Source organism: Enterobacter sp. Sphag1F, from assembly GCF_014193275.1.
Lineage (GTDB): Bacteria > Pseudomonadota > Gammaproteobacteria > Enterobacterales > Enterobacteriaceae > Pantoea > Pantoea symbiotica.
In genome coordinates this window covers 496,051-521,817 of the sequence record NZ_JACHZD010000001.1, presented here as the reverse complement: position 1 = coordinate 521,817, position 25,767 = coordinate 496,051, and the positions used below count along the sequence as shown (strand labels likewise).

The window sequence follows — 25,767 nt, the reverse complement described above, 5'->3', positions numbered from 1 at the left end:
TCGCCATGAATGGCGACCCTACGTTGTTACTGTTAACCGATGGTCATCAAACTCGCATTACCGCCCGCTGCGGCGGTATTGACGCTCAGTGAACGCTCAATCAGCAAACGTTCCAGCAGCAGATTGGTTTCGCCGCGCGCAAAGCCCTGCACCGAGACAATCGCGCCATCGCGTGCCGCGACCTGCTCACACAGACTGCGTAGCTGATCGGCATCACCGTGATAAATCACCGCATCAAACTCCGCCGCCAGCGCATCCTTCACCAGCTTGATGTGCGCTTGCACTTCCGCTGGTAAAGACTTACGCAGCGCACTATGCAGCTCATCATCCTGCCAGATAGCTTGGCTGCCGACGCTGGTCACCGCCGCCAACTGCGTCAGCGCATCTTCCGCGTTATCGGCGATGCACAGCACATGTTCGCGCGGCAGCAGGGTAAAGGTGTTGCGCTCGCCAGTTGGGCCCGGCAGCAGACGCACCGTACCGGCCTGCGCCAGCTCGTCGTAACGCTGACACAGCGCCAGCAGCTCAGGCTTATCCTGCGCCCATTGCTGCAAGGCTTGATGCGCACGCATCAACTCGGCACGCACCGTGCTGTCAACCGGACGCTCGGCATCCTGACGATCAAAGGTGATGCGCAGCGCACCGTCTGGACGATTGGCCAGCAGGCGATACAGATAGAGCGGACCACCGGCTTTCGGACCGGTGCCCGACAAGCCTTCGCCGCCGAAAGGCTGCACGCCAACCACCGCACCCACCATATTGCGGTTCACGTACAGGTTGCCGACTTTAGCCGTCGCCGTTACCTGCGCGATGGTTTCATCGATACGCGTGTGCACGCCGAGCGTCAGGCCGTAACCCGACGCATTAATCTGCTCAACCAGCTGCGGCAAGTTGTTGCGCGAGAAACGCACCACGTGCAGCACCGGACCAAACACCTCTTTATCCAGATCGCTGACCTGATCCAGCTCGATCAGCGTCGGCTTGATAAAGGTGCCGCTGTTCCACTCTTTAGTATCCTGTGGATTCTCCTGCGCCGCCTGATAAACGGTGAAGCCTTTGTTGCGCAGCGCCTGAATGTGACGCTCGATATTGGCTTTGGCTTCGGCATCAATCACTGGGCCAATGTCGGTTGAGAGACGTTCCGGGTTGCCCATGCGGCACTCCGCCATCGCACCACGCAGCATTTTCAACGTGTGATCGGCCACATCATCCTGCACGCACAGCAGACGCAGCGCCGAGCAGCGTTGACCGGCGCTATCAAACGCCGAGGCAACGATATCGACAACCACCTGTTCGGTGAGCGCTGAGGAATCCACAATCATCGCGTTCATGCCGCCGGTTTCGGCGATCAGCGGCGTTGGACGACCCTGAGGATCAAGACGACCGGCCAGATTGCGCTGCAGCAGCGTCGCCACCGCCGTTGAACCGGTAAACATCACACCGCGCACGCGTTCGTCGCCAGTCAGTTGCGCACCCACGGTTTCGCCCTGGCCCGGCAGCAGTTGCAGCACGCCAGCGGGTACGCCGGCATCCAGCAGAATTTGCACCGCCTGCGCGGCGATTAGCGGAGTTTGCTCTGCCGGTTTCGCCAGCACGCTGTTACCGGCTGCCAATGCTGCGGCAACTTGTCCGGCAAAGATTGCCAGCGGGAAGTTCCAAGGACTGATGCACACTACCGGACCCAGCGGACGATGGGTTTCGTTATCGAAATCGTCGCGCACCATGCCCGCGTAATAGTAGAGGAAATCGACCGCTTCACGCACTTCGGCGATGGCGTTGTTGTAGGTTTTACCGGCTTCACGCACCAGCAAGCCGATCAGTTGCTGCATCTGGCCTTCCATCGCTTCGGCAGCACGTTCCAGAATTGCGGCGCGCTCCTGCGGCGGTGTGGCGAACCAGATCGGACCGGCATTCACCGCCGCATCCAGCGCATCCGACACTTCGGCTTCGGTGGCTTCACGCACGCTGCCCACGACATCCGCAGGCGCGGAAGGATTCAGCACCGGACGGCTCACGCCTTCGCCTAATTCACCTTCTACCAGCGGCTGGGCGATCCACGGCTGGCTGGCGCTGTTGAGCAGGGCGCTGGAGAGCGACGCCAGACGATGTTCGTTGGCCATATCCAGACCAGCGGAGTTGGCACGCTTGGCGCCATACAGATCGCGCGGCAGCGGGATTTTCGGATGCGGTAAACCCACCGCGCCTTCCGCGACGCCCATCTTCTCCACGGCAGCCACCGGATCGGCGACCAACTCATCCAGCGGCAAGGTGTTATCGGCGATGCGGTTAACAAACGAGGTATTGGCACCGTTCTCCAGCAGACGACGAACCAGATACGCCAGCAGCGTTTCGTGGGTGCCGACCGGTGCATAAATACGGCACGGACGATTCAGTTTGCCATCGGCGACTTTGCCAACCACCTGCTCGTACAGCGGTTCACCCATGCCGTGCAGGCATTGGAATTCGTACTGGCCCGGATAATAGTTATTACCTGCCAGCTGGTAGATCGCTGCCAGCGTGTGCGCGTTGTGGGTAGCAAACTGCGGATATATCAGGTTCGGCACCGCCAGCAGTTTGCGTGCGCAGGCCAGATAAGAGATGTCGGTGTACACCTTGCGGGTGTAAACCGGATAGCCTTCCAGACCATCAATCTGCGCGCGCTTGATTTCGCTGTCCCAGTACGCGCCTTTTACCAGGCGGATCATCAGACGACGACGGCTGCGCTGCGCCAGGTCGATCAGCGAATCAATCACAAACGGACAGCGCTTTTGATACGCCTGAATCACAAAGCCGATGCCGTTCCAGCCTTCCAGCTCCGGCTCGAAACAGAGTTTTTCCAGCAGGTCGAGCGACAGCTCAAGACGGTCAGCTTCTTCCGCATCGATGTTGATACCGATGTCATACGAGCGCGCCAGTAGCGTCAGGGATTTGAGGATCGGATAAAGCTCGTCCATCACGCGCTCATACTGCGCGCGGCTGTAGCGCGGATGCAGCGCCGACAGTTTAATCGAGATGCCCGGACCTTCATAAATACCGCGACCATTCGACGCTTTTCCGATGGCGTGAATCGCCTGCTGATAGGACACCAAATAGGCTTTGGCATCGCTGGCGGTCAGCGCCGCTTCGCCCAGCATGTCGTAAGAGTAACGGAAACCTTTCTCTTCCAGCTTGCGCGCATTGGCCAGCGCTTCGGCGATGGTTTCACCGGTAACAAACTGCTCGCCCATCAGGCGCATCGCCATGTCGACGCCTTTGCGGATCAGCGGTTCGCCGCTCTTACCGATAATGCGATTGAGCGAGCGCGACAGGTTAGCTTCGTTGTGGGTGGAGACCAAACGGCCGGTGAACAGCAAGCCCCATGTCGCGGCGTTGACGAACATCGACGGGCTGCGACCCAGGTGCGATTGCCAGTTGCCGTTGCTAATCTTGTCGCGGATCAGCGCATCACGCGTCGGTTTATCCGGAATACGCAGCAGCGCTTCCGCCAGGCACATCAGCGCCACACCTTCCTGTGAGGAGAGCGAGAACTCTTGCAGCAAACTTTGCACCATGCCAGCGCGGCCGGTTGCACCTTTCTGGTGCCGCAACTTGTCGGCGAGGCTGTAAGCCAGCTGATGAGTTTTCTCTGCCAGCGGGGCAGGGAGACGCGCTTGCTCCAGCAGCATCGGTACGGCATCGGTCTCTGGACGACGCCACGCGGCAGTGATTGCTGAACGCGTTACCGACTGCGGCAAAATGTGTTCTGCGAAGTCGAGGAAAGGCTGCAGTGATTCTTCTGGCACGCCTTCATCAGCCAGCGCATCGATTAACTGTTGCGGGATTTCCGGCACGGATTCACCGGCTTCCAGCTGCTCCAGATAGTTAAAAATGGCCTGTTTGATCAGCCAGTGTGATGTGCGGTCAAGTTTCTGTGCTGCCAGTTTAATGCGATCGCGGGTGGCTTCATCCAGCTTCACCCCCATGGTAGTGGTTCCCATGATGTCCTCATCCTCGAAAATAGTGATTCATCGCTTGCGTGGCAGCAATATCACCTATGTTGCAACTTTGTGCAACCGATGTTGCTGGGCGGTCGCCATGAATGGCGACCCTACGAAGCCAGGCGTTTTCTGTAGGGGCGCCATTCATGGCGACCGAGGTGCAACCTTAATGTGATCGAGTGCAACCTCTGAACAGAAAAAAAGCAGCATTAGTGTCACCAATGTGACAGCTGTGTTAAATGCATTGTGCGCGCCGCACCTTTGCGGCAGGATACCGCGCCTTAAGAGAAATCGCTTTCTCTGGATGCGGTCAAATCATGCCGTTGCCCCGTTCCGGCAGCGATGATTAGAAGATTTCTCTTAGTGGATCAAATAATAAGTGGAGAGTCAGATGAGTATAAGTACACCGATGTTGGTGACCTTTATCGTTTATATCCTTGGGATGGTGTTAATCGGTTTCATTGCTTACCGTTCAACCAAAAGTTTTGACGACTATATTCTCGGTGGACGCAGTTTAGGTAGCGTGGTCACCGCGCTGTCTGCCGGTGCTTCCGATATGAGCGGCTGGTTATTGATGGGCCTGCCGGGCGCCATATTCCTTTCTGGTATTTCAGAAAGCTGGATCGCCATCGGCCTGATTATTGGCGCATGGTTGAACTGGCGCATTGTTGCAGGACGTCTGCGTGTGCAGACCGAACATCATGATAATGCGTTAACCCTGCCAGACTTCTTCTCCAGCCGTTTCGAGGACAACAGCAAACTGCTGCGCGTTATCTCGGCGGTGGTGATCCTGATCTTCTTCACTATCTATTGTGCTTCTGGCGTGGTCGCCGGTGCGCGTCTGTTTGAAAGCACCTTTGGTATGGATTACCAGACGGCGCTGTGGGCCGGTGCCGCCGCCACCATTCTGTATACGCTGGTGGGCGGTTTCCTCGCGGTGAGCTGGACCGATACCGTACAAGCCAGCCTGATGATTTTCGCGCTGATTCTGACGCCGGTGATTGTCATCGTCGCGGTAGGTGGCCTGGATGAATCGATGGCGGTGATTAAGGCGAAAAGCCTTGAGAATCTCGACATGCTGAAAGGACTGAACTTTGTCGCGGTGATTTCGCTGCTCGGTTGGGGTCTCGGCTACTTTGGTCAGCCGCATATTCTGGCGCGCTTTATGGCGGCCGATTCGCATCACACCATTCGCACTGCACGACGCATCGGCATGATTTGGATGATCCTGTGCCTGGCGGGTGCGGTGGCCGTCGGCTTCTTTGGTATCGCTTACTTCCAGAACCATCCAGAACACGCGGCTAACGTGAGCCAGAACGGTGAGCGCGTGTTTATTGAGTTGGCGCGTATTCTGTTTAACCCGTGGATTGCCGGGATCTTACTCTCTGCGATTCTGGCAGCGGTGATGTCTACGCTGAGCTGTCAGCTGCTGGTGTGCTCCAGCGCCCTGACCGAAGACTTGTATAAAGGCTTCCTGCGCAAAAATGCCAGCCAGAAAGAGCTGGTGTGGGTAGGGCGCTTAATGGTGCTGGTGATTGCGTTGATCGCTATCGCGCTGGCGGCGAATCCGGAAAACCGCGTACTTGGTTTAGTCAGCTATGCGTGGGCAGGATTTGGTGCCGCGTTTGGTCCGGTAGTGTTGTTCGGCGTGTGCTGGAAGCGTATGACGCGCAACGGCGCGCTGGCCGGTATGGTGGTGGGTGCGCTGACTGTGTTGCTGTGGAAATCATACGGCTACACCGATTTGTACGAAATCATTCCAGGCTTCGCCTTCGCCAGCATCGCGATTGTGGTGTTCAGCCTGCTGGGGCGTGGCCCATCTGAAGCCGCGCAGCAGCGCTTTGCCGCAGCCGAAGCCGAATACCAAAGCAAATAACCTAGGGTCGCCATTCATGGCGACCTCATTCCCACATCCGTAGGGTCGCCATTTATGGCGACCATCCCCATCTTCCCGCTCTCCAACCCGCAAAATCAAAATTAATTTCCCGCTGTGACTTGTATTTCTCCCTGCGATAATGATAATCGATATCGTTCGCACTTTACGTTTTTTTACCCAAGCTTTACTCTTCTTAAAATTCAAGAGGTTGGTGATGTTCGTTCCCTTTCTCATCATGCTGCGCGAAGGTCTGGAAGCAGCGCTCATCGTCAGCCTGATTGCTAGCTATCTCAAACGCACCCAGCGCACTCAATGGTTTCCCGCGATGTGGGCTGGTGTATTTATCGCTGCCGCGCTCTGCTTAGCGTTGGGCATCTTCATCAATGAAACCACCGGTGAGTTCCCGCAAAAACAGCAGGAGCTGTTCGAAGGCATTGTCGCGGTGATTGCCGTGGTGATCCTGACGTCGATGGTGTTCTGGATGCGCAAAGTCTCGCGCAATATCAAAGCCACGCTGGAAAAATCGGTCGATCAGGCGCTGCAGAAGCAGGGCGGCAGCGGCTTTCCGCTGGTGCTGATGGTGTTTCTGGCGGTGGCGCGTGAAGGGCTGGAATCAGTGTTCTTCCTGCTGGCCGCTTTCACTCAGGATGTCGGGTATGCGCCGCCGCTCGGCGCGGTGCTCGGCCTTGCTACCGCTGTAGCGCTGGGCTTTTTGCTCTATTACGGCGGCATTCGCCTGAATTTGGCGCACTTTTTCCGCTGGACCAGCTTGTTCATTCTGTTTGTTGCCGCCGGATTGGCCGCCGGTGCCATTCGCGCCTTCCATGAAGCCGGATTGTGGAATCACTTCCAGGATGTCGCGTTCGATATGAGCAACACGCTCTCAACACATTCGGTATTCGGCACGCTGCTGGAAGGGATTTTGGGCTATCAGGAAGCGCCAAGCGTCAGCGAAGTGGCGATGTGGCTCATCTACCTTATTCCGGCGCTACTGCTGTTCTTCTTCCCGGCGCGACCTTCGATCAACGCGGCGCGCACCACTCGCTGAAATTAAATCAGGCGCGATTGCGCGCCTGTTCTTCCATGTAACAGGGATATCACTATGACGATTCGCTTCCGCCGTAAGGCGCTGTTGGTTGCTATGCTGGCGCTTTCCGGTGCCGCTTCTGCTGCTGCCGTCCCGCAAGTCACGGTTACCGTGACCGACAAACAATGTGAGCCGATGTCGCTCAACGTGCAGGCCGGTAAAACCCAGTTCATCATCAAAAACAACAGCCAGAAAGCGCTGGAGTGGGAGATTTTGAAAGGGGTGATGGTGGTGGAAGAGCGTGAAAACATCGCGCCAGGCTTTAGCCAGAAACTGACCGCCAATCTGGAAGCGGGCGAATACGACATGACCTGCGGCCTGCTGAGCAACCCGAAGGGCAAGCTGGTAGTGAGCGGTGATGCGAAGAAAGCGGCATCCGGCAAACCGGATGTGCTGGAGCTGGTTGGCCCTATCGCCGACTACAAAGTCTACGTGATGAACGAAGTGAAAGAGCTGGTGGCGGGCACCAAGGCATTTACCGATGCGGTGAAAGCCGGTGACGTTGAGAAAGCCAAAGCCTTGTATGCGCCAACGCGCGTGCATTACGAGCGTATCGAACCTATCGCCGAGCTGTTCTCCGACCTCGATGGCAGCATTGATGCACGTGAAGATGACTTCGAGAAGAAAAACGAAGATCCGAAATTCACCGGTTTCCACCGCCTGGAAAAAATCCTTTTCGCCGATAACACCACCAAAGGTGCCGAAGATTTCGCCACTAAGCTGAATCAGGATGTGCTGGATCTGCAAACCCGCATCAGCGAACTGGCGTTCCCACCGGCGAAAGTGGTCGGCGGCGCGGCGGGTCTGATTGAAGAAGTGGCCTCCAGCAAAATCTCCGGTGAAGAAGACCGTTACAGCCGTACCGATCTCTCTGACTTCCAGGCCAACATTGATGGTGCGCAGAAAATCGTTGATCTGCTGCGTCCGCTGCTGCAGAAAAACAATCCGCAGCTGCTGGCGAAAGTGGATGCTAACTTCAAGAAAGTGGACGGCATTCTCAGCAAATATCGCACCAAAGACGGCTTTGAGTCGTACGAAAAACTGACCACCGCTGACCGTAATGCGCTGAAAGGCCCGATTACTACGCTGGCGGAAGATCTCTCCTTGTTGCGTGGAACCTTGGGTCTCGACTGATCATGAGTGATAAAAATGACGCGGCGCAGCCGTCGCGTCGTCGATTATTGCAGGGATTAGGCATGTTGGGCGGCGCGGCCGCCCTCGGCGCCGGTTGTCCGTTCCACACGGCCGCCGCCGATAGCTTCTCTCCCGGCACGGTTGCACCCAACTCGCGCCAGCAGGCGCAACCTTTTTACGGCGATCATCAAGCCGGTATCGTTACGCCGCAGCAGGCCTCGATGATGCTGGTGGCGTTCGATGTGCTGGCCAGCGATAAAGCCGAGCTTGAACGCCTGTTCCGCTTGCTGACCGAGCGCTTCGCGTTTCTCACGCAAGGTGGACCAGCGCCTGCAGTCACCAATCCGCAGTTGCCGCCAATGGATTCAGGGATTCTCGGTGCCGATATCGCGCCTGATAATCTCACCATGACCTTGTCGGTGGGCACGGCGCTGTTTGATGAGCGCTTCGGCTTGAGCAAACACAAGCCGGCGCAGCTGCAAACCATGACACGTTTTCCCAATGATTCGCTGGATGCTGAACAGTGCCACGGCGACCTGCTGCTACAGATCTGCGCCAACACGCAGGACACGGTGATTCACGCGCTGCGTGACATCATCAAACGTACGCCGGATCTGCTGGCGGTGCGCTGGCGTCGCGACGGCTTTATTGCTGACCATGCGGCGCGCAGCAACGGCAAAGAAACGCCGATCAACCTGCTGGGATTCAAAGATGGCACCGCAAATCCTGATACCCATAATCCGACGTTGATGAACCAGCTGTTGTGGGTTACCGACGAGCAGCAGGAACCGGCGTGGACGCGTGGCGGCAGCTATCAGGCGGTGCGCATCATCCGTTTTCATGTCGAAATGTGGGACCGCACGCCGCTCGGCGAGCAGCAAACCATCTTTGGCCGTGAGAAGTTATCGGGTGCGCCGCTCGGCATGAAAAACGAGCATGACGTACCGGATTACAGCAAAGATCCCGATGGTGATTTAATTGCGCTGGATGCGCATATTCGTCTCGCCAACCCACGTACGCCGGAAACCGATAGCAGCTTGATGCTGCGGCGCGGTTACAGCTATTCCAGCGGTATTACCGGATCGGGTCAGCTGGATATGGGTTTATTGTTTGTCTGTTACCAACATGATTTAGCCAAAGGCTTTATTACCGTGCAGCAGCGCCTGAATGGCGAAGCGCTGGAAGAATATATTCGCCCGGTTGGCGGCGGATACTTTTTCGCACTGCCGGGCGTGGCGGATAAAAACCATTATCTCGGGCAATCGTTACTGCAGGCCTGATTAATAAATGTGCAGCGCCTGCGTAGGCTAGCGATACGCAGGCGCGTTTGTTAAGCATTCCTTAAACTTTACGCTGGACGTAGTCGTTTCCGAATGTTCCTAAAAAGTTCTACCACCCGCCAATAAACCATCCATCTGATAAATCTACAAAATTTAATTTAAGGTAAAAGACCTCAGGCTTCGCTTATCTTTTTTTCTTTATCGGGACGTAAAATTAATGTTGCAAACCACCGCAAATATGATGCACTTTATTCATAAGCGTTGTCAGTTGTGTGGCTAAGCCACTGGAGTTCGCGCATGATTCGTCTCTCTCTGGGACAGTTAAATAGTTTCAACACACGCAGTACACTGCGGGGGATTTCTTCCCTGCTAAACAACCTCTCTACTTTTCAAACATCGTTCTCGTTCAATCTCATTTTCTTTACCGGTGCGCGCCTGCGTCTCGGCGCTGATGCGTACCATTCTCACTGGCTCGACACGGCTTACAAGGAAGCCAACTAAACCTCTAAAGCGTTCAAGTCATCGCCGCGGGTGATCCGCCGCGATAAATGAAACCAACTGTAAGGTGCCACTATGGGAAGACAGAAAGCAGTGATCAAAGCACGTCGTGAAGCAAGACGCGTTATTCGTAGCGACTCTCGCAGTCACCGTCAGCGTGAAGAAGAATCGGTCACTTCGCTGGTGCAAATGGGTGGGTTGGATTCGATTGGTATGGCGCGTGATGCACGTGACCGCGGGCCGATTGAAGCCAGAAATGAAGCTCAGGCACACTATCTCCATGCCATAGAAACGAAACAGCTTATTTTCGCCACCGGTGAAGCCGGCTGCGGAAAAACCTGGATTAGCGCAGCCAAAGCGGCTGAGGCCCTGATCAATAAGGATATCGAAAGGATTATCGTGACGCGCCCGGTTCTGCAGGCGGATGAAGATCTCGGTTTCCTCCCCGGAGACATTTCCGAGAAATTCGCGCCTTATTTCCGACCGGTATATGACGTTCTGGTTAAACGTCTCGGCGCTTCCTTTATGCAATACTGCCTGCGGCCTGAAATTGCCAAGGTAGAGATCGCGCCCTTCGCCTACATGCGTGGACGTACCTTTGAAAATGCTGTGGTGATCCTTGATGAGGCACAAAACGTCACCGCCGCACAGATGAAGATGTTCCTGACTCGCCTGGGGGAAAACGTGACGGTTATCGTCAACGGCGATATCACCCAGTGCGACCTGCCGTCCCATGCTAAATCTGGTCTCGCCGATGCGTTAGCGCGCTTCGAAGAGGATGAGATGATTGGCGTGGTGCGTTTCGGCAAAGAGGATTGCGTCCGTTCAGCGCTGTGCCAACGCACGCTGCACGCTTACAGTTAACCGTTTGATTGAGAATGTAGCCTAAGCAAAACCCGGCGCGAGCCGGGTTTTTTATGTGCGGGATGATGGCATACAATCGGGCGGTTTTTTCTCAGCATCGCTTGCCCCAACCCCCGAATTTTCACTTTACGACAACGATTAATGTCGCTTTATTATTTATCTTTGAAAAAGTGTCGCCTGCAAAAGTATCTCGACAATCCAAATAATAATTTTGGGAATAATCCTGGATGCTTTTTCAGTGTTCATCAATGCCTTAACTCAAATCTTAAGAAATTTCCTATATAAATCAGATCACAAAGATCGTCTCGCTTTATTGCCTTCTAAAATTTCCAGCTATATATTCGCGCGGTAACACACAGGGAAAGTGTGCCTACGCGTGCTTTCCGCGCCATTTTTACAAGGAGTAAACATGAGCAACTCTTACCAGAATGAAATCCCCAAAGCCCGTATCAATTTAAAACTCGACCTGCACACAGGTGGAGCGGCAAAGAAGACCGAGCTTCCTCTCAAACTGCTGGTGACCGGCGATTTCAGTAACGGTGCTGAAGACCGCCCGCTGTCTGAACGCGAAAAAATCAACGTCAACAAAAACAACTTCAACAGCGTGCTGGCCGATATCGCGCCTGCGGTGTCGTTTGCTGTGCCAAACACACTCGCTGGCGACGGCAGCGAAGAGAACGTGGCACTGAACTTCCGCGACATGAAGGACTTCGAGCCGGAGCAGGTTGCCCGCCAAATCCCTCAGCTGCGCGCCATGCTGGCGATGCGCAACCTGCTGCGCGACCTCAAATCTAACCTGCTGGATAACGTCACCTTCCGCAAAGAGCTGGAAGCCATCCTGAAAGACCCGGCACTTAGCGACGAACTGCGTAGCGAGCTGTCTGCGTTAGCCACCGATCAAGCCTGATCATCCCCGTAACGGACTATAGAGAGAGAATGCTGATGTCAGTTCAGAATGAAACCCATGCCAATGGTGCAACCACCGTGCTGGATCGCCCGGCAGCGGGCGGCGTCTACGCGTCGCTGTTTGAAAAAATCAACCTCAATCCGGTATCAGAGCTGAGTGACCTCAACGTCTGGCAGGACAATCAGGCGATGTCTGATGCCACCGCCGACGAGCGCGTCACCGCCGCGATGCAGGTGTTTTTGACGCGCCTGAAAATCAGCGGCGCGAAGGTCGAGAAGCTGGATAAAAACCTGCTGGATCACCATATCGCTGAGCTGGATCGCCAGATCAGCCGTCAGCTCGACGCGGTGATGCATCACGACGAGTTCCAGAAAGTGGAATCGGCGTGGCGCGGCCTTAAGTCGCTGGTGGATAAAACCGACTTCCGCCAGAACGTTAAAATCGAAGTGCTGGACGTGTCGAAAGACGACCTGCGTCAGGACTTTGAAGACGCGCCGGAAATCATTCAGAGTGGGCTCTATCTGCAAACCTACGTCGCTGAATACGACACGCCGGGCGGCGAGCCGATTGGCGCAGTGATTTCAGCTTATGAGTTCGATGCGTCTGCGCAGGACATCGCGCTGCTGCGTAACCTGTCGAAAGTGGCGGCCTCTGCGCATATGCCGTTTATCGGTTCGGTCGGCCCGCAGTTTTTCCTCAAAGACTCAATGGAAGAAGTGGCGGCGATTAAAGACATCGGCAACTACTTTGACCGCGCCGAATACATCAAGTGGAAGTCATTCCGTGACACCGATGATTCACGCTACATCGGCCTGACCATGCCGCGCGTGCTCGGTCGCTTGCCGTATGGCCCGGACACCGTGCCAGTGCGCAGCTTCAACTACATCGAAGAAGTGAAAGGCCCGGATCACGATAAATACTTGTGGACTAACGCGTCGTTCGCCTTTGCTGCCAACATGGTGCAGAGCTTCATCAGCAACGGCTGGTGCGTGCAAATCCGTGGCCCGCAGGCAGGCGGTGCGGTGCAGGATCTGCCGATCCATCTGTACGATTTGGGCACCGGCAACCAGGTGAAAATCCCGTCTGAGGTGATGATTCCGGAAACACGCGAGTTCGAGTTTGCTAACCTCGGCTTTATCCCGCTCTCTTATTATAAGAACCGCGATTACGCCTGCTTCTTCTCGGCAAACTCAACGCAAAAACCGGCGCTGTATGACACCGCCGATGCCACCGCCAACAGCCGCATCAACGCGCGTCTGCCTTACATCTTCCTGCTGTCGCGCATCGCGCACTACCTGAAGCTTATTCAGCGCGAAAACATCGGCACCACTAAAGACCGCCGCCTGCTGGAGCTTGAGCTGAATACCTGGGTGCGTACGCTGGTGACCGAGATGACCGATCCGGGCGACGAGCTGCAGTCTTCACATCCGCTGCGCGATGCGAAAGTGCTGGTGGAAGATATCGAGGACAACCCGGGCTTCTTCCGCGTCAAGCTGTTCGCTATCCCGCACTTCCAGGTGGAAGGCATGGACGTGAACCTGTCGCTGGTTTCTCAGATGCCGAAAGCTAAAGCGTAAGGCGGAACTCAGGGATGAAAACAGAACAACCACTCTGGGGCCGGGGCACCATGATCTCGCCCCAGCACTTTCAGCAGCAGTCCGCCTGGCAGGCGTGGCACAGCGAGTGCATTGCGCGCATGGGGCTTAATCAGCCGTGGGGCGTATTTAAGGTTGAGTTTGAGCCGGATGCGCTGAAGCTTGGCCGGGTCAAGCCGCGTCATCTGCACCTGCGTTTTCGTGATGGCACGCTGATCGATACCCACAACGCCGATCCGCTGCCACCGACGTTGACGCTTGAGGCGGAGCAGAAGGAAGTGACGGTTGTTCTGGCGCTGCCGCAGCTCTACGCCAACGGCGGCAACTGCCTGCAGGAGAGCGACGTGGCGGAGCGTCCGGTACGATTCCGTCAGCGCTGGCGCGATATCCGCAACCTGTTCGGGGACGACACCCGGCAGGTTGCGGTATTGCAGCCTGAACTGACGCTGCGTTATGCACATCAGGACAACAGCGACTGGCTGACCTGTCCGGTGGCGCGTCTGCAGCAGGATGCGCAGGGCGGCTGGGCGCTGGACAGCCAGTTCCTGCCGCCGCTGCTGACCCTGCAATCCAGCCCGTGGCTGATGACGGCACTTGAACAACTGGTGACGCAGCTGCGTGCACGGCTGGTGCGTCTGATGGCGATGCGCCGCGAAAGCAACCAGCGCATGGCCGATTTTGCCGTTGCCGACGTGTCGCTGTTCTGGCTGCTCAACGCGCTAAACAGCGCCGAACCACTGCTGGCCGATTTTCAGCGTCATCCGCAGAGCCCGCCGGAACGGCTTTATCCCGAACTGGCGCGACTCGCCGGTAGCCTGTTGACGTTCTCGCTCGAACATCAGGTCAGCGCTATCCCGGTGTATCGCCATGAAAATTTGAATGAGGTGTTCCCACCGCTATTCAGTCTGCTCGGCACGCTGCTGGAAGCCAGCCTGCCGTCGCGCATGGTGGCAATCGACATGACGCACGACAGCCGTCTGCGTCAGTGGCAGGCGCGCCTCAACGATCCACGCCTGCGCGAGGAAGCCGATTTCTACCTGTCGGTGCGCTCCCCGCTGCCGGTGGCGCAACTGCAGGAGCAGTTCCCGCGTCAGTGCAAAGTCGGCAGTCCGGATGACGTGACTGCGTTGGTCAACAGTTCGCAACTGGGCATTCCGCTTAAGCCGCTCAGCCACGTGCCTGCGGCGATCCCGCTGCGTCTGGAGAACCAGTATTTCTCGCTGGATCTGTCGCATCCGGCGGCACGCGCGATGCTCGAAAGCGGCAGCTGCATGTTTTATGTCCCCGGCACGCTCGGTGATCCGGAGCTTGAACTCTTCACGGTGCTGAAATCATGAGTACTGAAGCAAAAAATATCGATATTGATGCGCTGCTGCAGAACACCTGGCTGCAGGTGATCAGCCTGCGTCATGGACCGACATTTTCCGACGGTGAAGGGCTGGCACTGTGGCAACGCTGCGTCAGTGATGCGGAGCGGGTGCAGCTCACACTGCGTGATGCGGGCGTCAGCCGCGAGAGCCGTAATGACATTCTGCTGGCGCAGTGCGCGCTGCTGGATGAGGCGGTGAAAGGGCGCGGCGTGCAGGATGATGCCTGCGTGCAGTGGTATCACATGCCGCTACAGGGCCATTTTTTACAGACCATGGATGCGGGCGAAACGTTGTGCGACCGCATGCAGCAGGTGCTGGCGCAGCCGGAAGCCGATGAAATGGTGCTGACCTGTTTTCACCGCGTGATGATGCTCGGCTTTCTCGGCGGATATACCTCCATTGATGCACCCGCGCGCCAGCAGCTGGTGAGCGCGCTAACTAAGCGCGTACCACCTTTCACGCGTGCGGCGGATGCGCCGTTGTTATCGCTGGCAAGCGGTGGGTTGCGCACGGGTTGGTTAAGCAGCTGGCCTGCACGTCTTGGCCTGACCGCGCTGCTGCTGGCCGCGCTGTGGTGGGGGCTGAATCACTGGCTCGATCACCTGATCACGACGCTGCTGCCCGGAGTCAAAGGATGACCTCGCTGCTACCGCGCCTGCTGGTGCTCTGGATTTGGCTGCTTGCGGCGGTTCTGTGCACGCAGTTTCTGAGCTTTACGCGTAGCAGCGATTTCCTCGTGTTGCTGGCGATACTGCTGCTTGCTGGCACGGTAACGTTCAGAGTGCTGCGCCGCCGCAAGCATGTGAGGAGTCAGGAATGGACTGATTTGCCCGATGCAGTTTATCGTCAGCCGGTGGTGCTTTGCTGCAATGCAAGCGGCCTGTCGGATGAGGAAGCGGTACGCGTGCTGCCGCAAGGCTGCTTTATTCACGTTGCCGATAGCAGCGCACTCCAGCACAGCGTGCGCCAGCTGTTAATGATGCGCCCCGACTGGGGCCGCCAGATTTCAATCTGCCTCAATATCAGTCCACAGCAACAGCAGGACAGCGCAGCGCTGGAAAATGCGCTGTTTGCTCTGCGCTGGCAAATTGCGTTACTGCGCCGTGAAACCCGTCAGTCGCTGCCGCTACTGCTTAACATCGGCGTTGCCGGCGAGATGACGCAGTGCGCTGAACCACTTTGGCAGGTTCAGCTGGAGGGAAATAGTCCACAAATCTGGCAGGACGACAACTCACCGCGTGGCATCAGCGAATGGCTGCAGTCGGGTGGCAGCGTGGCGATGCAGCAGCAGGTCCTGCTCAACTCGCTGGATGCGTGGACGCGTCAGCATGTGCTGCGCGTGCTGACAGAGGCGCACAGTGATGTCGCCGCCGTGATACCCGCCGCATATGTGTTGCAGCTGCAACCCGCTATGCCGGGCGCCGGCAATGACTCTCTGTGGTGCGCCTGGCTGTGGCAGCACACCACTATCCGCAGCGCCGGTACCGCTGCGAATACGCCCGTCATACTGCCCGACTTTATCCTTCCGCTGCTTCCAGAAGGCCGTGGCCTGACGCCGGGCATCCGCGCGTTGCGCACGGCGATCACGGCCTTCGCCGTTGCCGCAGTAATCGCACTCTGTGCGGTGGCCTGGAACAACCAGTCGCTAATCCATCGCATCGTATTCGACCTCGAACACTACAACCGTATTGCCATGACCGACTACGCGCCGAAGCTCGCTGCTGTGCAGGTGCTGCGCGAGGACGCGAGTCAGCTCGACAACTATGCACGTCAGGGCGCGCCGCTGCGCCTGAGTCTGGGGCTTTATCAGGGCGGGCATCTGCATCTGCCGGTACTGCACGCCATTAGTACCTGGATACCTGAACCTAAGCCAAAACCTGCACCGAAGCCAAAACCGCAACCCACGCTGGTGCGGCTGGACGCGATGTCGCTGTTCGATTCCGGCAAATCCGATCTGAAAACCGGCTCTACCAAAGTGATGGTGAACGCGCTGGTCAACATCAAAGCGCGCGCGGGCTGGCTGATTGTGGTCGCGGGTTACACCGATGATACCGGCAACCCGGCGCTGAATCAGCGCCTGTCGCTGAAGCGCGCTGAAGCGGTGCGCGACTGGATGCGCGACACCGGCGACGTGGATGAGAGCTGCTTTGCGGTGCAGGGCTTCGGCCAGAGCCGTCCGATGGCGACTAACGACACTGCCGAAGGCCGCGCGGCCAACCGGCGCGTTGAAATCAGTCTGGTGCCGCAGGCCGACGCCTGCCAGGCAGCGGACGCAATCCCTCCGTCATCACAGGATGGTGACGGCAATCATGAAGAAAAGGAGTAACACATGGCAATTCCGGTTTATCTGTGGCTGAAGGACGACGGCGGTGCGGACATCAAGGGATCGGTGGACGTACAGGACCGTGAAGGCAGCATCGAAGTGGTGGCGCAGGAACATAACCTGTACATCCCGACTGACAACAACACTGGCAAACTGACCGGCACGCGTATTCACACGCCGTTCCTGTTCACCAAGGAAATCGACTCGTCCAGCCCGTACCTCTACAAGGCGGTCACCACCGGCCAGACGCTGAAGTCTGCCGAGTTCAAATGGTACCGCATCAGCGACGCCGGCCAGGAAGTGGAGTACTTCAACACCAAGCTGGAAAACGTGAAGGTGGTGAAGGTCAATCCGGTGATGCATGACGTTAAGGACCCGTCGAAAGAGAAGCACAACCATCTGGAGCAGATTGAGCTGCGCTACGAAAAAATAACCTGGACCTACAAAGACGGCAACATTATTCACTCCGATTCCTGGAACGAACGCGCCACCGCCTGATTACGCGTCATATTTCGCGCCGCAGGTGCGTTGGCTGCGCTCGCGCACCCCGGTCACTTACTTATGTAAGCTCCCGGGGCTGCACTCGCTTGCCGCCCTCCTGCGACACGAACTATTTAGCGTAATCCCTCCGCCGGGCTGGGATTTTTCAACCCGGAGGATCGTAGGGTCGCCATTCATGGCGACCTTAATACCCACCACGCCAGATGCCTGGTGATTCCATCCTCGTTGGGTGAAATCACAAGTCATTTTCCACCTTTCAACCTACCTGCCTTATGCGCTTTGGTTAACGGCGACGGGCGGTAGCGTGCCCCCAATCAGGAGATTTTGCCATGGACAGTCAGTCAGCCGCGCTTCTGCGTCGCCTCAATCCGTTCTGCGCGCAGGCGCTGGAATCCACCGCCTCGCTGTGTCAGATCCGCGCGCACGCTGAAATCCAGCCGGAACACTGGCTGCTCAAGCTGCTGGAGCAGGGCGAGGGCGACATCACGGTAATTGCGCGTCGCTACGAGTGGGATATGGACGCCATCTGGCAGGATTTACTGGCGTTTCTCGACCGCCAGCCGCGCGCGGTGCGCGGGCGGCCGCAGCTTTCTTCCTCATTAGAAGCGCTGTTAAAGCAGGCGTGGCTGATGGCCTCGGCATCTGATAATTCGCCGCAAATCCGCAGCATCCACTTACTAATGGCGCTGGCCGAACAGCCGTCGCTGGTGCGCTGTGAAGGACTGTGGCCGCTGCTGAGCCTGCGCATGAGCCAGCTCGAGCGCCTGCAGCCGATGCTCGAAGCACAGTCTGACGAGCGTGCAGAGGCCGAGCAGCCAGAGATGCCGATTAGCACCCTTGAACAAGCTCCCGCAGGCGAAACCAGAACCGCATCCACCGAAGCGCTGACCCGCTTCACCCGCGACGTCACCGCCGATGCGCGCAGCGGCAAAATCGACCCGGTCTTTGGCCGCGACAACGAAATCCGCCAGATGGTGGATATCCTGTCGCGCCGCCGCAAGAACAACCCGATTCTGGTCGGCGAGCCGGGCGTGGGCAAAACCGCGCTGGTGGAAGGGCTGGCGCTGCGCATCGCCGAAGGCAACGTGCCGGACAGCCTGAAGCCGGTGAGCGTGCATACGCTGGACCTCGGCATGCTGCAGGCGGGCGCAGGCGTGAAGGGCGAATTCGAGCAGCGCCTGAAGAACATCATCACCGAGGTGCAGGCCGCGCCAGACCCGGTGCTGCTGTTTATCGACGAGGCGCACACCATCATCGGCGCGGGCAACGCAGCGGGCGGCGCGGACGCGGCCAACCTGCTGAAACCGGCTCTGGCGCGCGGCGAACTGCGCACCATCGCCGCGACAACGTGGAGCGAGTACAAACAGTATTTTGAGAAGGACGCCGCGCTGGAGCGCCGCTTCCAGATGGTGAAGGTGGATGAGCCGGACGACGACACTGCCTGCCTGATGCTGCGTGGACTCAAGTCGCGCTACGCGGAGCATCACGGCGTACACATCACCGACGCGGCGGTGCGCGCCGCCGTCACGCTGTCGCGGCGTTACCTCACCGGACGCCAGCTGCCGGACAAGGCGGTTGACCTGCTCGACACCGCCGCCGCGCGCGTGCGCATGAGCCAGGACACGGTGCCGGAAGCGATTACCCGCTTAAGGGCGAAGCTGGATGCGCTGAACATCGAGCAGCGCGCCATTCTCGACGACGAGGCGCTCGGCGGTGCCATCCCGCAGGAACGTCTGGCAGAAATCGCCGGCCTGATTGCTGTAACCGATGAAGAGCTGGAGGCGCTGGAGCAGCGTTACGGCATCGTGCGGTCGCTGATGCAAGAGCTGCTGGAAGGCCGCAAAGACGCCAGCCAGCGCAGCGCTATCACACAGCTTCAGACCGACCTCGACGCGCTGCAGCCCGGCGAGCCGCTGCTGACCGCCGACGTGGACGCGCGCATCGTGGCGGCCGTGATTGCCGACTGGACCGGCGTACCGCTCTCCTCATTAATGAAGGACGAGCAGGCGGAACTGCTGGCGCTGGAAAACCAGCTTGCCACCCGCGTGGTCGGGCAGGACGCGGCGCTCAATGCCATCGCGCAGCGCCTGCGCGCCTCAAAAACCGGACTCACCTCAGAAAACGGCCCGCAGGGTGTGTTCCTGCTGGTCGGCACCAGCGGCACCGGCAAAACCGAAACCGCGCTGGCGCTGGCGGATTTGTTGTACGGCGGCGAGAAGTCGCTGATTACCATCAACCTCAGCGAATATCAGGAAGCGCACACCGTTTCCCAGCTCAAAGGCTCGCCGCCGGGTTACGTCGGCTACGGCCAGGGCGGCATTCTCACCGAAGCGGTGCGCAAGCGCCCATACAGCGTGGTGCTGCTCGACGAAGTGGAAAAGGCGCACCGCGATGTCATCAATTTGTTCTATCAGGTGTTTGATCGCGGCTTTATGCGCGACGGGGAAGGGCGTGAAATCGACTTCCGAAACACTGTGATTCTGATGACCTCCAACCTCGGCAGCGACGTATTAATGCAGCTGCTGGATGAAACCCCAGATGCTGCCGAAGCCGACCTTCAGGAGTACCTGCGCCCGATCCTGCGCGACCACTTCCAGCCGGCGCTGCTGGCCCGCTTCCAGACGGTGATTTACCGCCCGCTGGCGCGCGACGCCATGCGCATCATCGTGGAGATGAAGCTCAGCCAGGTGAGCCAGCGGCTGCAACGCCATTACGGCATCCGCACCACCATCGGCGACGGGCTGTACGAAATGCTCACCGACGCCTGCCTGCTGCCGGACACCGGCGCGCGCAACGTCGACAGCCTGCTCAACCAGCAGATTTTGCCGGTGCTGAGTCAGATGATTTTGCAGCACCGCGCCAGCGGCACCTTAGGCAACAGCCTGACGCTGGACACCAATGACGAAGGCGAAGTGAGCTTTATCTTCTGAACATGTGACGTTCTTTTTTAATAACAAGGAGAGTGTATGAAAACCCATAATATCCCCGTTTCACCTGCGTTTATTGCGATTTCCTGGATTGCCATGCTCGGCGGCACGCTGGTTTATCTGGCGGGCCTGTGGCGCGCGGATAGGCAGCTGAATGAAAAAGGCTACTACTTTGCGGTGCTGATCCTCGGACTGTTCGCGGCGGTTTCGCTGCAAAAAACCGTACGCGACCGTCTGGAAGGTATTCCGACTACGCACCTTTATCACTTGGTTTGCCTGCTGGCCTTCACTATTGCCGTGGTGTTGCTGGTTGCTGGGCTGTGGAATGCAACGCTGATGCCGAGCGAAAAAGGCTTTTACGGCGTGTCGTTTTTCATGGCGTTATTCGGTGCTGTAGCGGTACAGAAAAACACCCGTGACGGTATGCACAGCGTGACTGAAAACGCTACTGAGGAAAGCCAGGAACCTCAGTCCTGACATTCACCTAATACTCACGCGGCCGCCTTAGGTGCGGGAGAAAGGTAAAGTCAGAACAGCGAATTAAAAGGATTTAATCATGACAGATACGGCTATTACTCTGTTCAGCCACAGCCATCATCGGCTGAAGGTCACCGACAGCGCCTCCCCGCTGGACGTGCTCAGCTTTGAAGGCGCAGAAGCGCTGAGCGCGCCGTTCAGCTGGAAAATTATCTTTACCAGCACTGACATGCACATCACCCGCGAAGCCATGCTGCTGAAAACCGCGTCGCTGACCCTGCAGCCATCGCCGCAGAGCCTTGCGGACCTGCTGCGCAAAGCCGAACCGCTGCGCGTGGTGCAGGGCGTGGTCACCGGTTTTGATACGCTCGGCGTGTCCGCCGACGAAGCGCACTACGCCATCACGCTGCAGCCGCGCCTCGCGCTGCTGGCGCGCACCCGGCAGAACGCCATCTGGCAGGATGCGTCGGTGCCGCAGATTGTCGAATCCATCCTGCGCGACCGCCACGGTATGCGTGGCCAGGACTTCGTGTTCAGCCTCAGCCGCGACTACCCAAAGCGCGAGCAGGTAATGCAGTTTGACGAAGACGACCTGCGCTTCGTCTCGCGCCTGCTGGCGGAGGTCGGCATCTGGTTCCGCTTCACCACCGACACGCGGCTTAACATCGACGTGGTGGAGTTTTACGACGGGCCGCAGGGCTATGAAACCGGCCTGACGCTGCCCGCCGTGCCGCCGTCCGGCCTGCACGACAGCGGCACGGAGTCGGTGTGGGCGATGGAAAGCCGCTTCCGGGTGGTGGAGAAAACCGTCAGCACGCGCGACTACAACTACCGCGACGCCACCGCCGATATGAACGCGCAGGCCGACGTCACCGGCGGCGACGACACCACTTACGGCGAAGCCTATCACTGGGCGGATAACTACCTGCAGGCGGGCGAGGCTTACAGCGCAACGCCGGCAACTGAAAGCGGCGCGTTCTACGCCCGGCTGCGCCACGAGCGTTACCTCAACCGCCAGACGCAGCTCAGCGCCAAATCCAGCAGCGCGACGCTAATGCCCGGAGTGGTGGTGCGCGCCAGCGGCGGCGACAACGTGGCGGAAGTGTTCCGCAGCGGCGTGGTTATCACCTCGCTGCTGTGCCGCGCGGCGCGCGACAGCAGCATGGAAACCCTGTTTCAGGGTATCCCGGCGGAAGGCCGCTATGGCTACCGTCCGGAACCGGCACCGCGCCCGGTGATGGCGGGCACCTTACCGGCGCGCATCACCAGCACCACCACCAACGACACCTACGGCCACATCGACCGCGACGGCCGCTATCGCGTCAATATGCTGTTTGACCGTGCGGGCTGGGAAAGCGGGCACGAAAGCCTGTGGGTACGCCAGTCGCGCCCGTTCGCCGGCGACACCTACGGCCTGCACCTGCCGCTGCTGGCGGGCACTGAGGTGGCGATTGGCTTTGAGCACGGCAAACTGGACCGTCCGTACATCGCCGGCGTGCTGCACGACTCGTCCCGCGCCGACCACGTCACCATCCGCAACTACAGGCGCAACGTGCTGCGCACGCCCGCCAACAACAAGCTGCGCCTCGACGACACGCGCGGCCAGGAGCACATCAAGCTCAGCACTGAATACGGTGGCAAAAGCCAGCTCAACCTCGGTCATCTGGTGGACGGCGAACGCCAGCCGCGCGGCGAAGGTTTCGAGCTGCGCACCGACAGCTGGGGCGCCATCCGCGCAAACAAAGGGCTGTTTATCAGCGCGGACGGGCAGGCGGCGGCACAGGGGCAGCAGAAAGACATGCAGGCGGCGCTGGGCAACCTCAACCAGGCGCGCGAGCAGATGGCGGAGATATCCGGCGACGCGCAGAAGGCCACTGCAAACCCGGCAGACCTGCGCGCGCAGATAGCGCTGCTTGAGCAGCAGGTCCAGGAGCTGAAAAAGTCGGTGCTGCTGCTGAGCGCGCCGGATGGCATGGCGCTGACCAGCGGCGGGCATCTGCAACTTTCAGCGACGCAGAATCTGGTGGCGACGGCGGGCAAAAATGCCGACGTCAGCGTAATGAAGAACCTGTTTATCGGGGTGGGCAACGCGCTGAGCGTGTTCGTGCGAAAGCTGGGCATCAGGCTGATTGCGAATCAGGGACCGGTGCAGCTGCAGGCGCAAAACGATTTGATGGAGCTGCTGGCCAGGAAAGAAATCAGCATCGTCAGCACCGAAGATGAAATAAAAATCATCGCGAAAAAGAAGATCACGCTGAACGGCGGCGGGAGTTATATCACGCTGGATGCTAATGCGATTGAGCTAGCAACGATGGGAGACTTCAGAACTAAAGCCGGTCATTACAATAGGCTACCAGAATCGCAGAGTAAGCCTGAACTTCACTCTTTAGCGAATGCTATAGATGATGAAAGCCATAATGTTAGATATTTGTTTACAAATGATAATGGAACTCCAATTTTAAACAGCCCTTACAAGGCATATTTAGCTGATGGTTCGATAGTTGAAGGTTTCACTGATGATAAAGGTTACACTAAGTTATTTACTTCAGCTCAGGCTCAAGATATTTCGGTAAATTTAATTATGGATGTAATTAATGCCTAGTTATATTGTTTACACAAAAATAGAATCCAATATTCCTGGTCATGAGCTTTTGTATGACTTGCTAATATATCGCATTGATGGCAAAGGTGAAAAGCATGTTCTAGTCTCTGTTTTCCAGAAGGTTTTCTCATCCTCACATCAAACGGAAAAACATGAAATCAATGATACCGAAGACGCTATGTCGGTAATTTACATGCTAGAAATGAATTTATATCGTAAGCATGGCGGCAAACTGGTTTTGGTATCTCAATCTCCTTCAAGAAAAATGTACACATTGGGAGAAATGGTTTCAGGGCAGAGCTTTTCGAATGATAAGCGCGAAAATATTTGTTACTTTGAGGCTAAAACACAAACTAGACCGGCCAATGATAGTGATGATAATAATATAAAAAATGTAAGTATAACGTGTATGGAGAGATCATTTATAGCAAAAGAATACCCTATTAACGGCCCTGATGATCCTTTTGAAAAAAGGAAAATTGAGACTGAAATACTATCAAGATTGAATCGTAGAAGTTATCCTAATCAAGGCGAAACTAGTCTTTGTGGACCTGCTGCATTTTTTTATTGTCTACAGATTGATCGACCTGATGTTTATAAGCAAGCTGCTAACGAACTTTGGCTATATGGTAAAACCAAAATAAATGATTTAGTAATAAGTCCTAGTGATGGATGCAGACACCCTAAGGGAAGTTTTTATTCCTATGGTGGAGAAAGGATCTCTGGGCTGGATTGGATAACTTTAGCTAGCCTTAGAGATTCTGAAAATTTAATTATGAGTTATGATGAAGTAGATGACCAAGTGGCAGGTATAACTGTATGGGATAAGCTCACTAAGTGGTTTGAAAAAGCTGGATATGTAAAGGTGTTTAGCAACGTAGGTTTATTGAGAAGTAATGTTAAAGATCTTGCTCATTTAAACGAACATGCTAGAAACGGTTGTAAAGTGGTCTGTCTTATATCAGCCGGAATGTTGTCTGGTTTTGGGCCAAAAGAAACTCTATCTAAAAATCATTGGATAGTATGGGATGGCACTTTAAAAAATGACAAAGGAGAAGACGTTACTGAGTTTTCAAATCCCAGCGATAATGTTGAATTGAATTTATTTTCATGGGGGATTGTTGGTCAGCAAATCAAGATAAATAAAGACTTGGACTATGTACGTAAACATATATTTGGAGGGGTGGCTTTTAAGCCATTAAAATAAATGAAATTTTTAATTATCCTTGTTGTTGTTATAATTTCTGGATGTAGTAGTGCCAGTCCCGAAGTGTTGCCTGAGGTAATGAAACTTTCGAATGCAACACTGAAAGTAAAATATCATAATGAAATTGAGATAAAGGGAGGTCCAGTTAATAAAACTAGTGTATCGGTAATCATAACTCCTTCTAATTCTGGCCTGATGTGGAAGCCGAAAACAACAATGTATGTTTTTGCAGGAGAAGAGAAAATGAATGAAGATTATCATAAGATAATTATTTACGGCACCCCGAGTAAAGTAGGTGATTTTGATGTTATTGTGTCAGGGCATACTCTTGGAACAATGTATTCAGGTATTGGATTTTATCGTAAGTATCGCCTGGTAATTAATGATTAATTAAAAAGTAATTTTTTTAATTTATCTTTTTTGTAGTGTTCGTTATGAATTAAACAAAAGGTGGTATCGGAAAAGAGTTATAAGTGTATGGTTTGAATGGAGTTCATTTGAGAATCAAACTAATTTATTAAATGTGGGAGCCTGAAACAATAAAATATAAAATTGGAGGTGAAGGTTGCGTGAATTTTTATTATCATAAGCTAACAATAGTTGGCGCCCCTTGTAAGTCCGGGAGTTATAATATTGTTGTGTCTGGTTATACCCTAGGGCAATGAAGTCAGAAAGGGGTTTTTATAAGAAGTATAAATTAATCATTAAATAGATATATGTGCTTTATATTTTTCTCAATAATAGGATTGATATACCTTCAACGAGCTTTGAAAAACATGAATAAGCTAATTTTCTTTTTTATTTATGTGTTTTTTATTTCAGGTTGTGTAAAGAAAGTTTCATTTCAACCAAATGAACTGCCAGATGGGCGAGTTGGGGAAATGTATTATGTTCCCGTGAATGTATCTGGTGGCTCTGGTCCTATTGTCGACTTCCATTATGAGGTTCACCCTTATAATTCAGGGTTGAAATTGAAGTTTGATACTGAGAAATTTTACACAAAATACTTATATAATAAGTTTGTTATTGAAGGGAAACCTCAATTCCCAAGGGAATTTTGCATAAAAATGAAAGGTGGATTGGTAGGTGGTGCAGGCCAAGGTTTTGAAAAAATATATAAAATTAAGGTGGCGAATTAGTTT

At 55.8% G+C, this 25,767-nt stretch carries 19 protein-coding genes; 18 read left to right on the top strand and 1 reads right to left on the bottom strand.

The annotated features are described in order from the left end of the window. Window positions 1-32: 32 nt before the first annotated feature. Window positions 33-3,977 (bottom strand): trifunctional transcriptional regulator/proline dehydrogenase/L-glutamate gamma-semialdehyde dehydrogenase, encoded by a 3,945-nt coding sequence (putA, locus tag FHW71_RS02365; RefSeq protein WP_179450328.1) that lies wholly within the window; start codon window positions 3,975-3,977, stop codon window positions 33-35. Between the two features lie 391 nt (window positions 3,978-4,368). Between putA and putP the strand changes: the two genes are divergently transcribed. The 18 genes from putP to FHW71_RS02275 all read left to right on the top strand — a co-directional run bounded on the left by putP (window position 4,369) and on the right by FHW71_RS02275 (window position 25,764). Beyond that, entirely contained in the window at window positions 4,369-5,853 is a 1,485-nt protein-coding gene (putP, locus tag FHW71_RS02360; protein ID WP_179450330.1) for a sodium/proline symporter PutP, read from the top strand. 214 nt (window positions 5,854-6,067) lie between these two features. Then, window positions 6,068-6,901 (top strand): iron uptake transporter permease EfeU, encoded by an 834-nt coding sequence (gene efeU / locus FHW71_RS02355; protein WP_008105324.1) that lies wholly within the window; start codon window positions 6,068-6,070, stop codon window positions 6,899-6,901. A 54-nt stretch (window positions 6,902-6,955) separates the two neighbouring features. Next, complete coding sequence (gene efeO / locus FHW71_RS02350; protein ID WP_061718475.1) at window positions 6,956-8,074, top strand: iron uptake system protein EfeO; 1,119 nt, start codon at window positions 6,956-6,958, stop codon at window positions 8,072-8,074. A gap of 2 nt (window positions 8,075-8,076) precedes the next feature. Beyond that, entirely contained in the window at window positions 8,077-9,354 is a 1,278-nt protein-coding gene (gene efeB, locus FHW71_RS02345; RefSeq protein WP_179450333.1) for an iron uptake transporter deferrochelatase/peroxidase subunit, read from the top strand. Between the two features lie 297 nt (window positions 9,355-9,651). Beyond that, entirely contained in the window at window positions 9,652-9,855 is a 204-nt protein-coding gene (locus FHW71_RS02340; protein WP_061718478.1) for a hypothetical protein, read from the top strand. A gap of 72 nt (window positions 9,856-9,927) precedes the next feature. After that, on the top strand, window positions 9,928-10,716 hold the full coding sequence (gene phoH, locus FHW71_RS02335; RefSeq protein WP_008105319.1) for a phosphate starvation-inducible protein PhoH: 789 nt from the start codon (window positions 9,928-9,930) through the stop codon (window positions 10,714-10,716). Window positions 10,717-11,125: 409 nt separating this feature from the next. Further along, window positions 11,126-11,623, top strand: a complete 498-nt coding sequence (gene tssB / locus FHW71_RS02330) for a type VI secretion system contractile sheath small subunit (protein WP_154157404.1) — start codon at window positions 11,126-11,128, stop codon at window positions 11,621-11,623. A gap of 29 nt (window positions 11,624-11,652) precedes the next feature. Beyond that, window positions 11,653-13,200 (top strand): type VI secretion system contractile sheath large subunit, encoded by a 1,548-nt coding sequence (gene tssC, locus FHW71_RS02325; protein ID WP_154189937.1) that lies wholly within the window; start codon window positions 11,653-11,655, stop codon window positions 13,198-13,200. A 14-nt stretch (window positions 13,201-13,214) separates the two neighbouring features. Further along, window positions 13,215-14,555, top strand: coding sequence for a type VI secretion system baseplate subunit TssK (gene tssK / locus FHW71_RS02320; RefSeq protein ID WP_179450335.1), 1,341 nt, complete (start codon window positions 13,215-13,217; stop codon window positions 14,553-14,555). Next, complete coding sequence (gene tssL / locus FHW71_RS02315; RefSeq protein WP_179450337.1) at window positions 14,552-15,226, top strand: type VI secretion system protein TssL, short form; 675 nt, start codon at window positions 14,552-14,554, stop codon at window positions 15,224-15,226. The genes tssK and tssL overlap by 4 nt, the downstream gene beginning before the upstream one ends. Further along, complete coding sequence (locus tag FHW71_RS02310; RefSeq protein WP_179450339.1) at window positions 15,223-16,914, top strand: OmpA family protein; 1,692 nt, start codon at window positions 15,223-15,225, stop codon at window positions 16,912-16,914. Before tssL ends, FHW71_RS02310 begins: the two co-directional genes overlap by 4 nt. Before the next feature lie 3 nt (window positions 16,915-16,917). After that, entirely contained in the window at window positions 16,918-17,409 is a 492-nt protein-coding gene (gene hcp / locus FHW71_RS02305; protein WP_008105313.1) for a type VI secretion system effector Hcp, read from the top strand. A 332-nt stretch (window positions 17,410-17,741) separates the two neighbouring features. Further along, window positions 17,742-20,342, top strand: coding sequence for a type VI secretion system ATPase TssH (gene tssH, locus FHW71_RS02300; protein WP_179450341.1), 2,601 nt, complete (start codon window positions 17,742-17,744; stop codon window positions 20,340-20,342). A gap of 36 nt (window positions 20,343-20,378) precedes the next feature. Continuing rightward, window positions 20,379-20,816 (top strand): inner membrane protein YiaA, encoded by a 438-nt coding sequence (yiaA, locus tag FHW71_RS02295; protein WP_179450343.1) that lies wholly within the window; start codon window positions 20,379-20,381, stop codon window positions 20,814-20,816. Window positions 20,817-20,895: 79 nt separating this feature from the next. After that, a complete protein-coding gene (vgrG, locus tag FHW71_RS02290) occupies window positions 20,896-23,418 on the top strand; it encodes a type VI secretion system tip protein VgrG (protein WP_179450345.1) in 2,523 nt (840 codons plus the stop codon). Next, a complete protein-coding gene (locus tag FHW71_RS02285; RefSeq protein ID WP_179450347.1) occupies window positions 23,411-24,625 on the top strand; it encodes a hypothetical protein in 1,215 nt (404 codons plus the stop codon). Before vgrG ends, FHW71_RS02285 begins: the two co-directional genes overlap by 8 nt. After that, window positions 24,626-25,015, top strand: coding sequence for a hypothetical protein (locus tag FHW71_RS02280; RefSeq protein ID WP_179450349.1), 390 nt, complete (start codon window positions 24,626-24,628; stop codon window positions 25,013-25,015). It abuts the gene before it with no gap. 386 nt (window positions 25,016-25,401) lie between these two features. Then, complete coding sequence (locus tag FHW71_RS02275) at window positions 25,402-25,764, top strand: hypothetical protein (RefSeq protein WP_179449805.1); 363 nt, start codon at window positions 25,402-25,404, stop codon at window positions 25,762-25,764. Window positions 25,765-25,767 lie beyond the last annotated feature (3 nt).

What these genes read in the sequence shown, in the direction of transcription:
- tssL (WP_179450337.1), top strand. Translation starts at nt 14,552, where the DNA reads ATGAGTACTGAAGCAAAAAATATCGATATTGATGCGCTGCTGCAGAAC.
- efeO (WP_061718475.1), top strand. Translation starts at nt 6,956, where the DNA reads ATGACGATTCGCTTCCGCCGTAAGGCGCTGTTGGTTGCTATGCTGGCG.
- FHW71_RS02275 (WP_179449805.1), top strand. Translation starts at nt 25,402, where the DNA reads ATGAATAAGCTAATTTTCTTTTTTATTTATGTGTTTTTTATTTCAGGT.
- FHW71_RS02285 (WP_179450347.1), top strand. Translation starts at nt 23,411, where the DNA reads ATGCCTAGTTATATTGTTTACACAAAAATAGAATCCAATATTCCTGGT.
- tssH (WP_179450341.1), top strand. Translation starts at nt 17,742, where the DNA reads ATGGACAGTCAGTCAGCCGCGCTTCTGCGTCGCCTCAATCCGTTCTGC.
- hcp (WP_008105313.1), top strand. Translation starts at nt 16,918, where the DNA reads ATGGCAATTCCGGTTTATCTGTGGCTGAAGGACGACGGCGGTGCGGAC.
- putA (WP_179450328.1), bottom strand. Translation starts at nt 3,977, where the DNA reads ATGGGAACCACTACCATGGGGGTGAAGCTGGATGAAGCCACCCGCGAT.
- tssB (WP_154157404.1), top strand. Translation starts at nt 11,126, where the DNA reads ATGAGCAACTCTTACCAGAATGAAATCCCCAAAGCCCGTATCAATTTA.
- yiaA (WP_179450343.1), top strand. Translation starts at nt 20,379, where the DNA reads ATGAAAACCCATAATATCCCCGTTTCACCTGCGTTTATTGCGATTTCC.
- FHW71_RS02310 (WP_179450339.1), top strand. Translation starts at nt 15,223, where the DNA reads ATGACCTCGCTGCTACCGCGCCTGCTGGTGCTCTGGATTTGGCTGCTT.
- FHW71_RS02340 (WP_061718478.1), top strand. Translation starts at nt 9,652, where the DNA reads ATGATTCGTCTCTCTCTGGGACAGTTAAATAGTTTCAACACACGCAGT.
- vgrG (WP_179450345.1), top strand. Translation starts at nt 20,896, where the DNA reads ATGACAGATACGGCTATTACTCTGTTCAGCCACAGCCATCATCGGCTG.
- efeU (WP_008105324.1), top strand. Translation starts at nt 6,068, where the DNA reads ATGTTCGTTCCCTTTCTCATCATGCTGCGCGAAGGTCTGGAAGCAGCG.
- phoH (WP_008105319.1), top strand. Translation starts at nt 9,928, where the DNA reads ATGGGAAGACAGAAAGCAGTGATCAAAGCACGTCGTGAAGCAAGACGC.
- putP (WP_179450330.1), top strand. Translation starts at nt 4,369, where the DNA reads ATGAGTATAAGTACACCGATGTTGGTGACCTTTATCGTTTATATCCTT.
- tssK (WP_179450335.1), top strand. Translation starts at nt 13,215, where the DNA reads ATGAAAACAGAACAACCACTCTGGGGCCGGGGCACCATGATCTCGCCC.
- efeB (WP_179450333.1), top strand. Translation starts at nt 8,077, where the DNA reads ATGAGTGATAAAAATGACGCGGCGCAGCCGTCGCGTCGTCGATTATTG.
- FHW71_RS02280 (WP_179450349.1), top strand. Translation starts at nt 24,626, where the DNA reads ATGAAATTTTTAATTATCCTTGTTGTTGTTATAATTTCTGGATGTAGT.
- tssC (WP_154189937.1), top strand. Translation starts at nt 11,653, where the DNA reads ATGCTGATGTCAGTTCAGAATGAAACCCATGCCAATGGTGCAACCACC.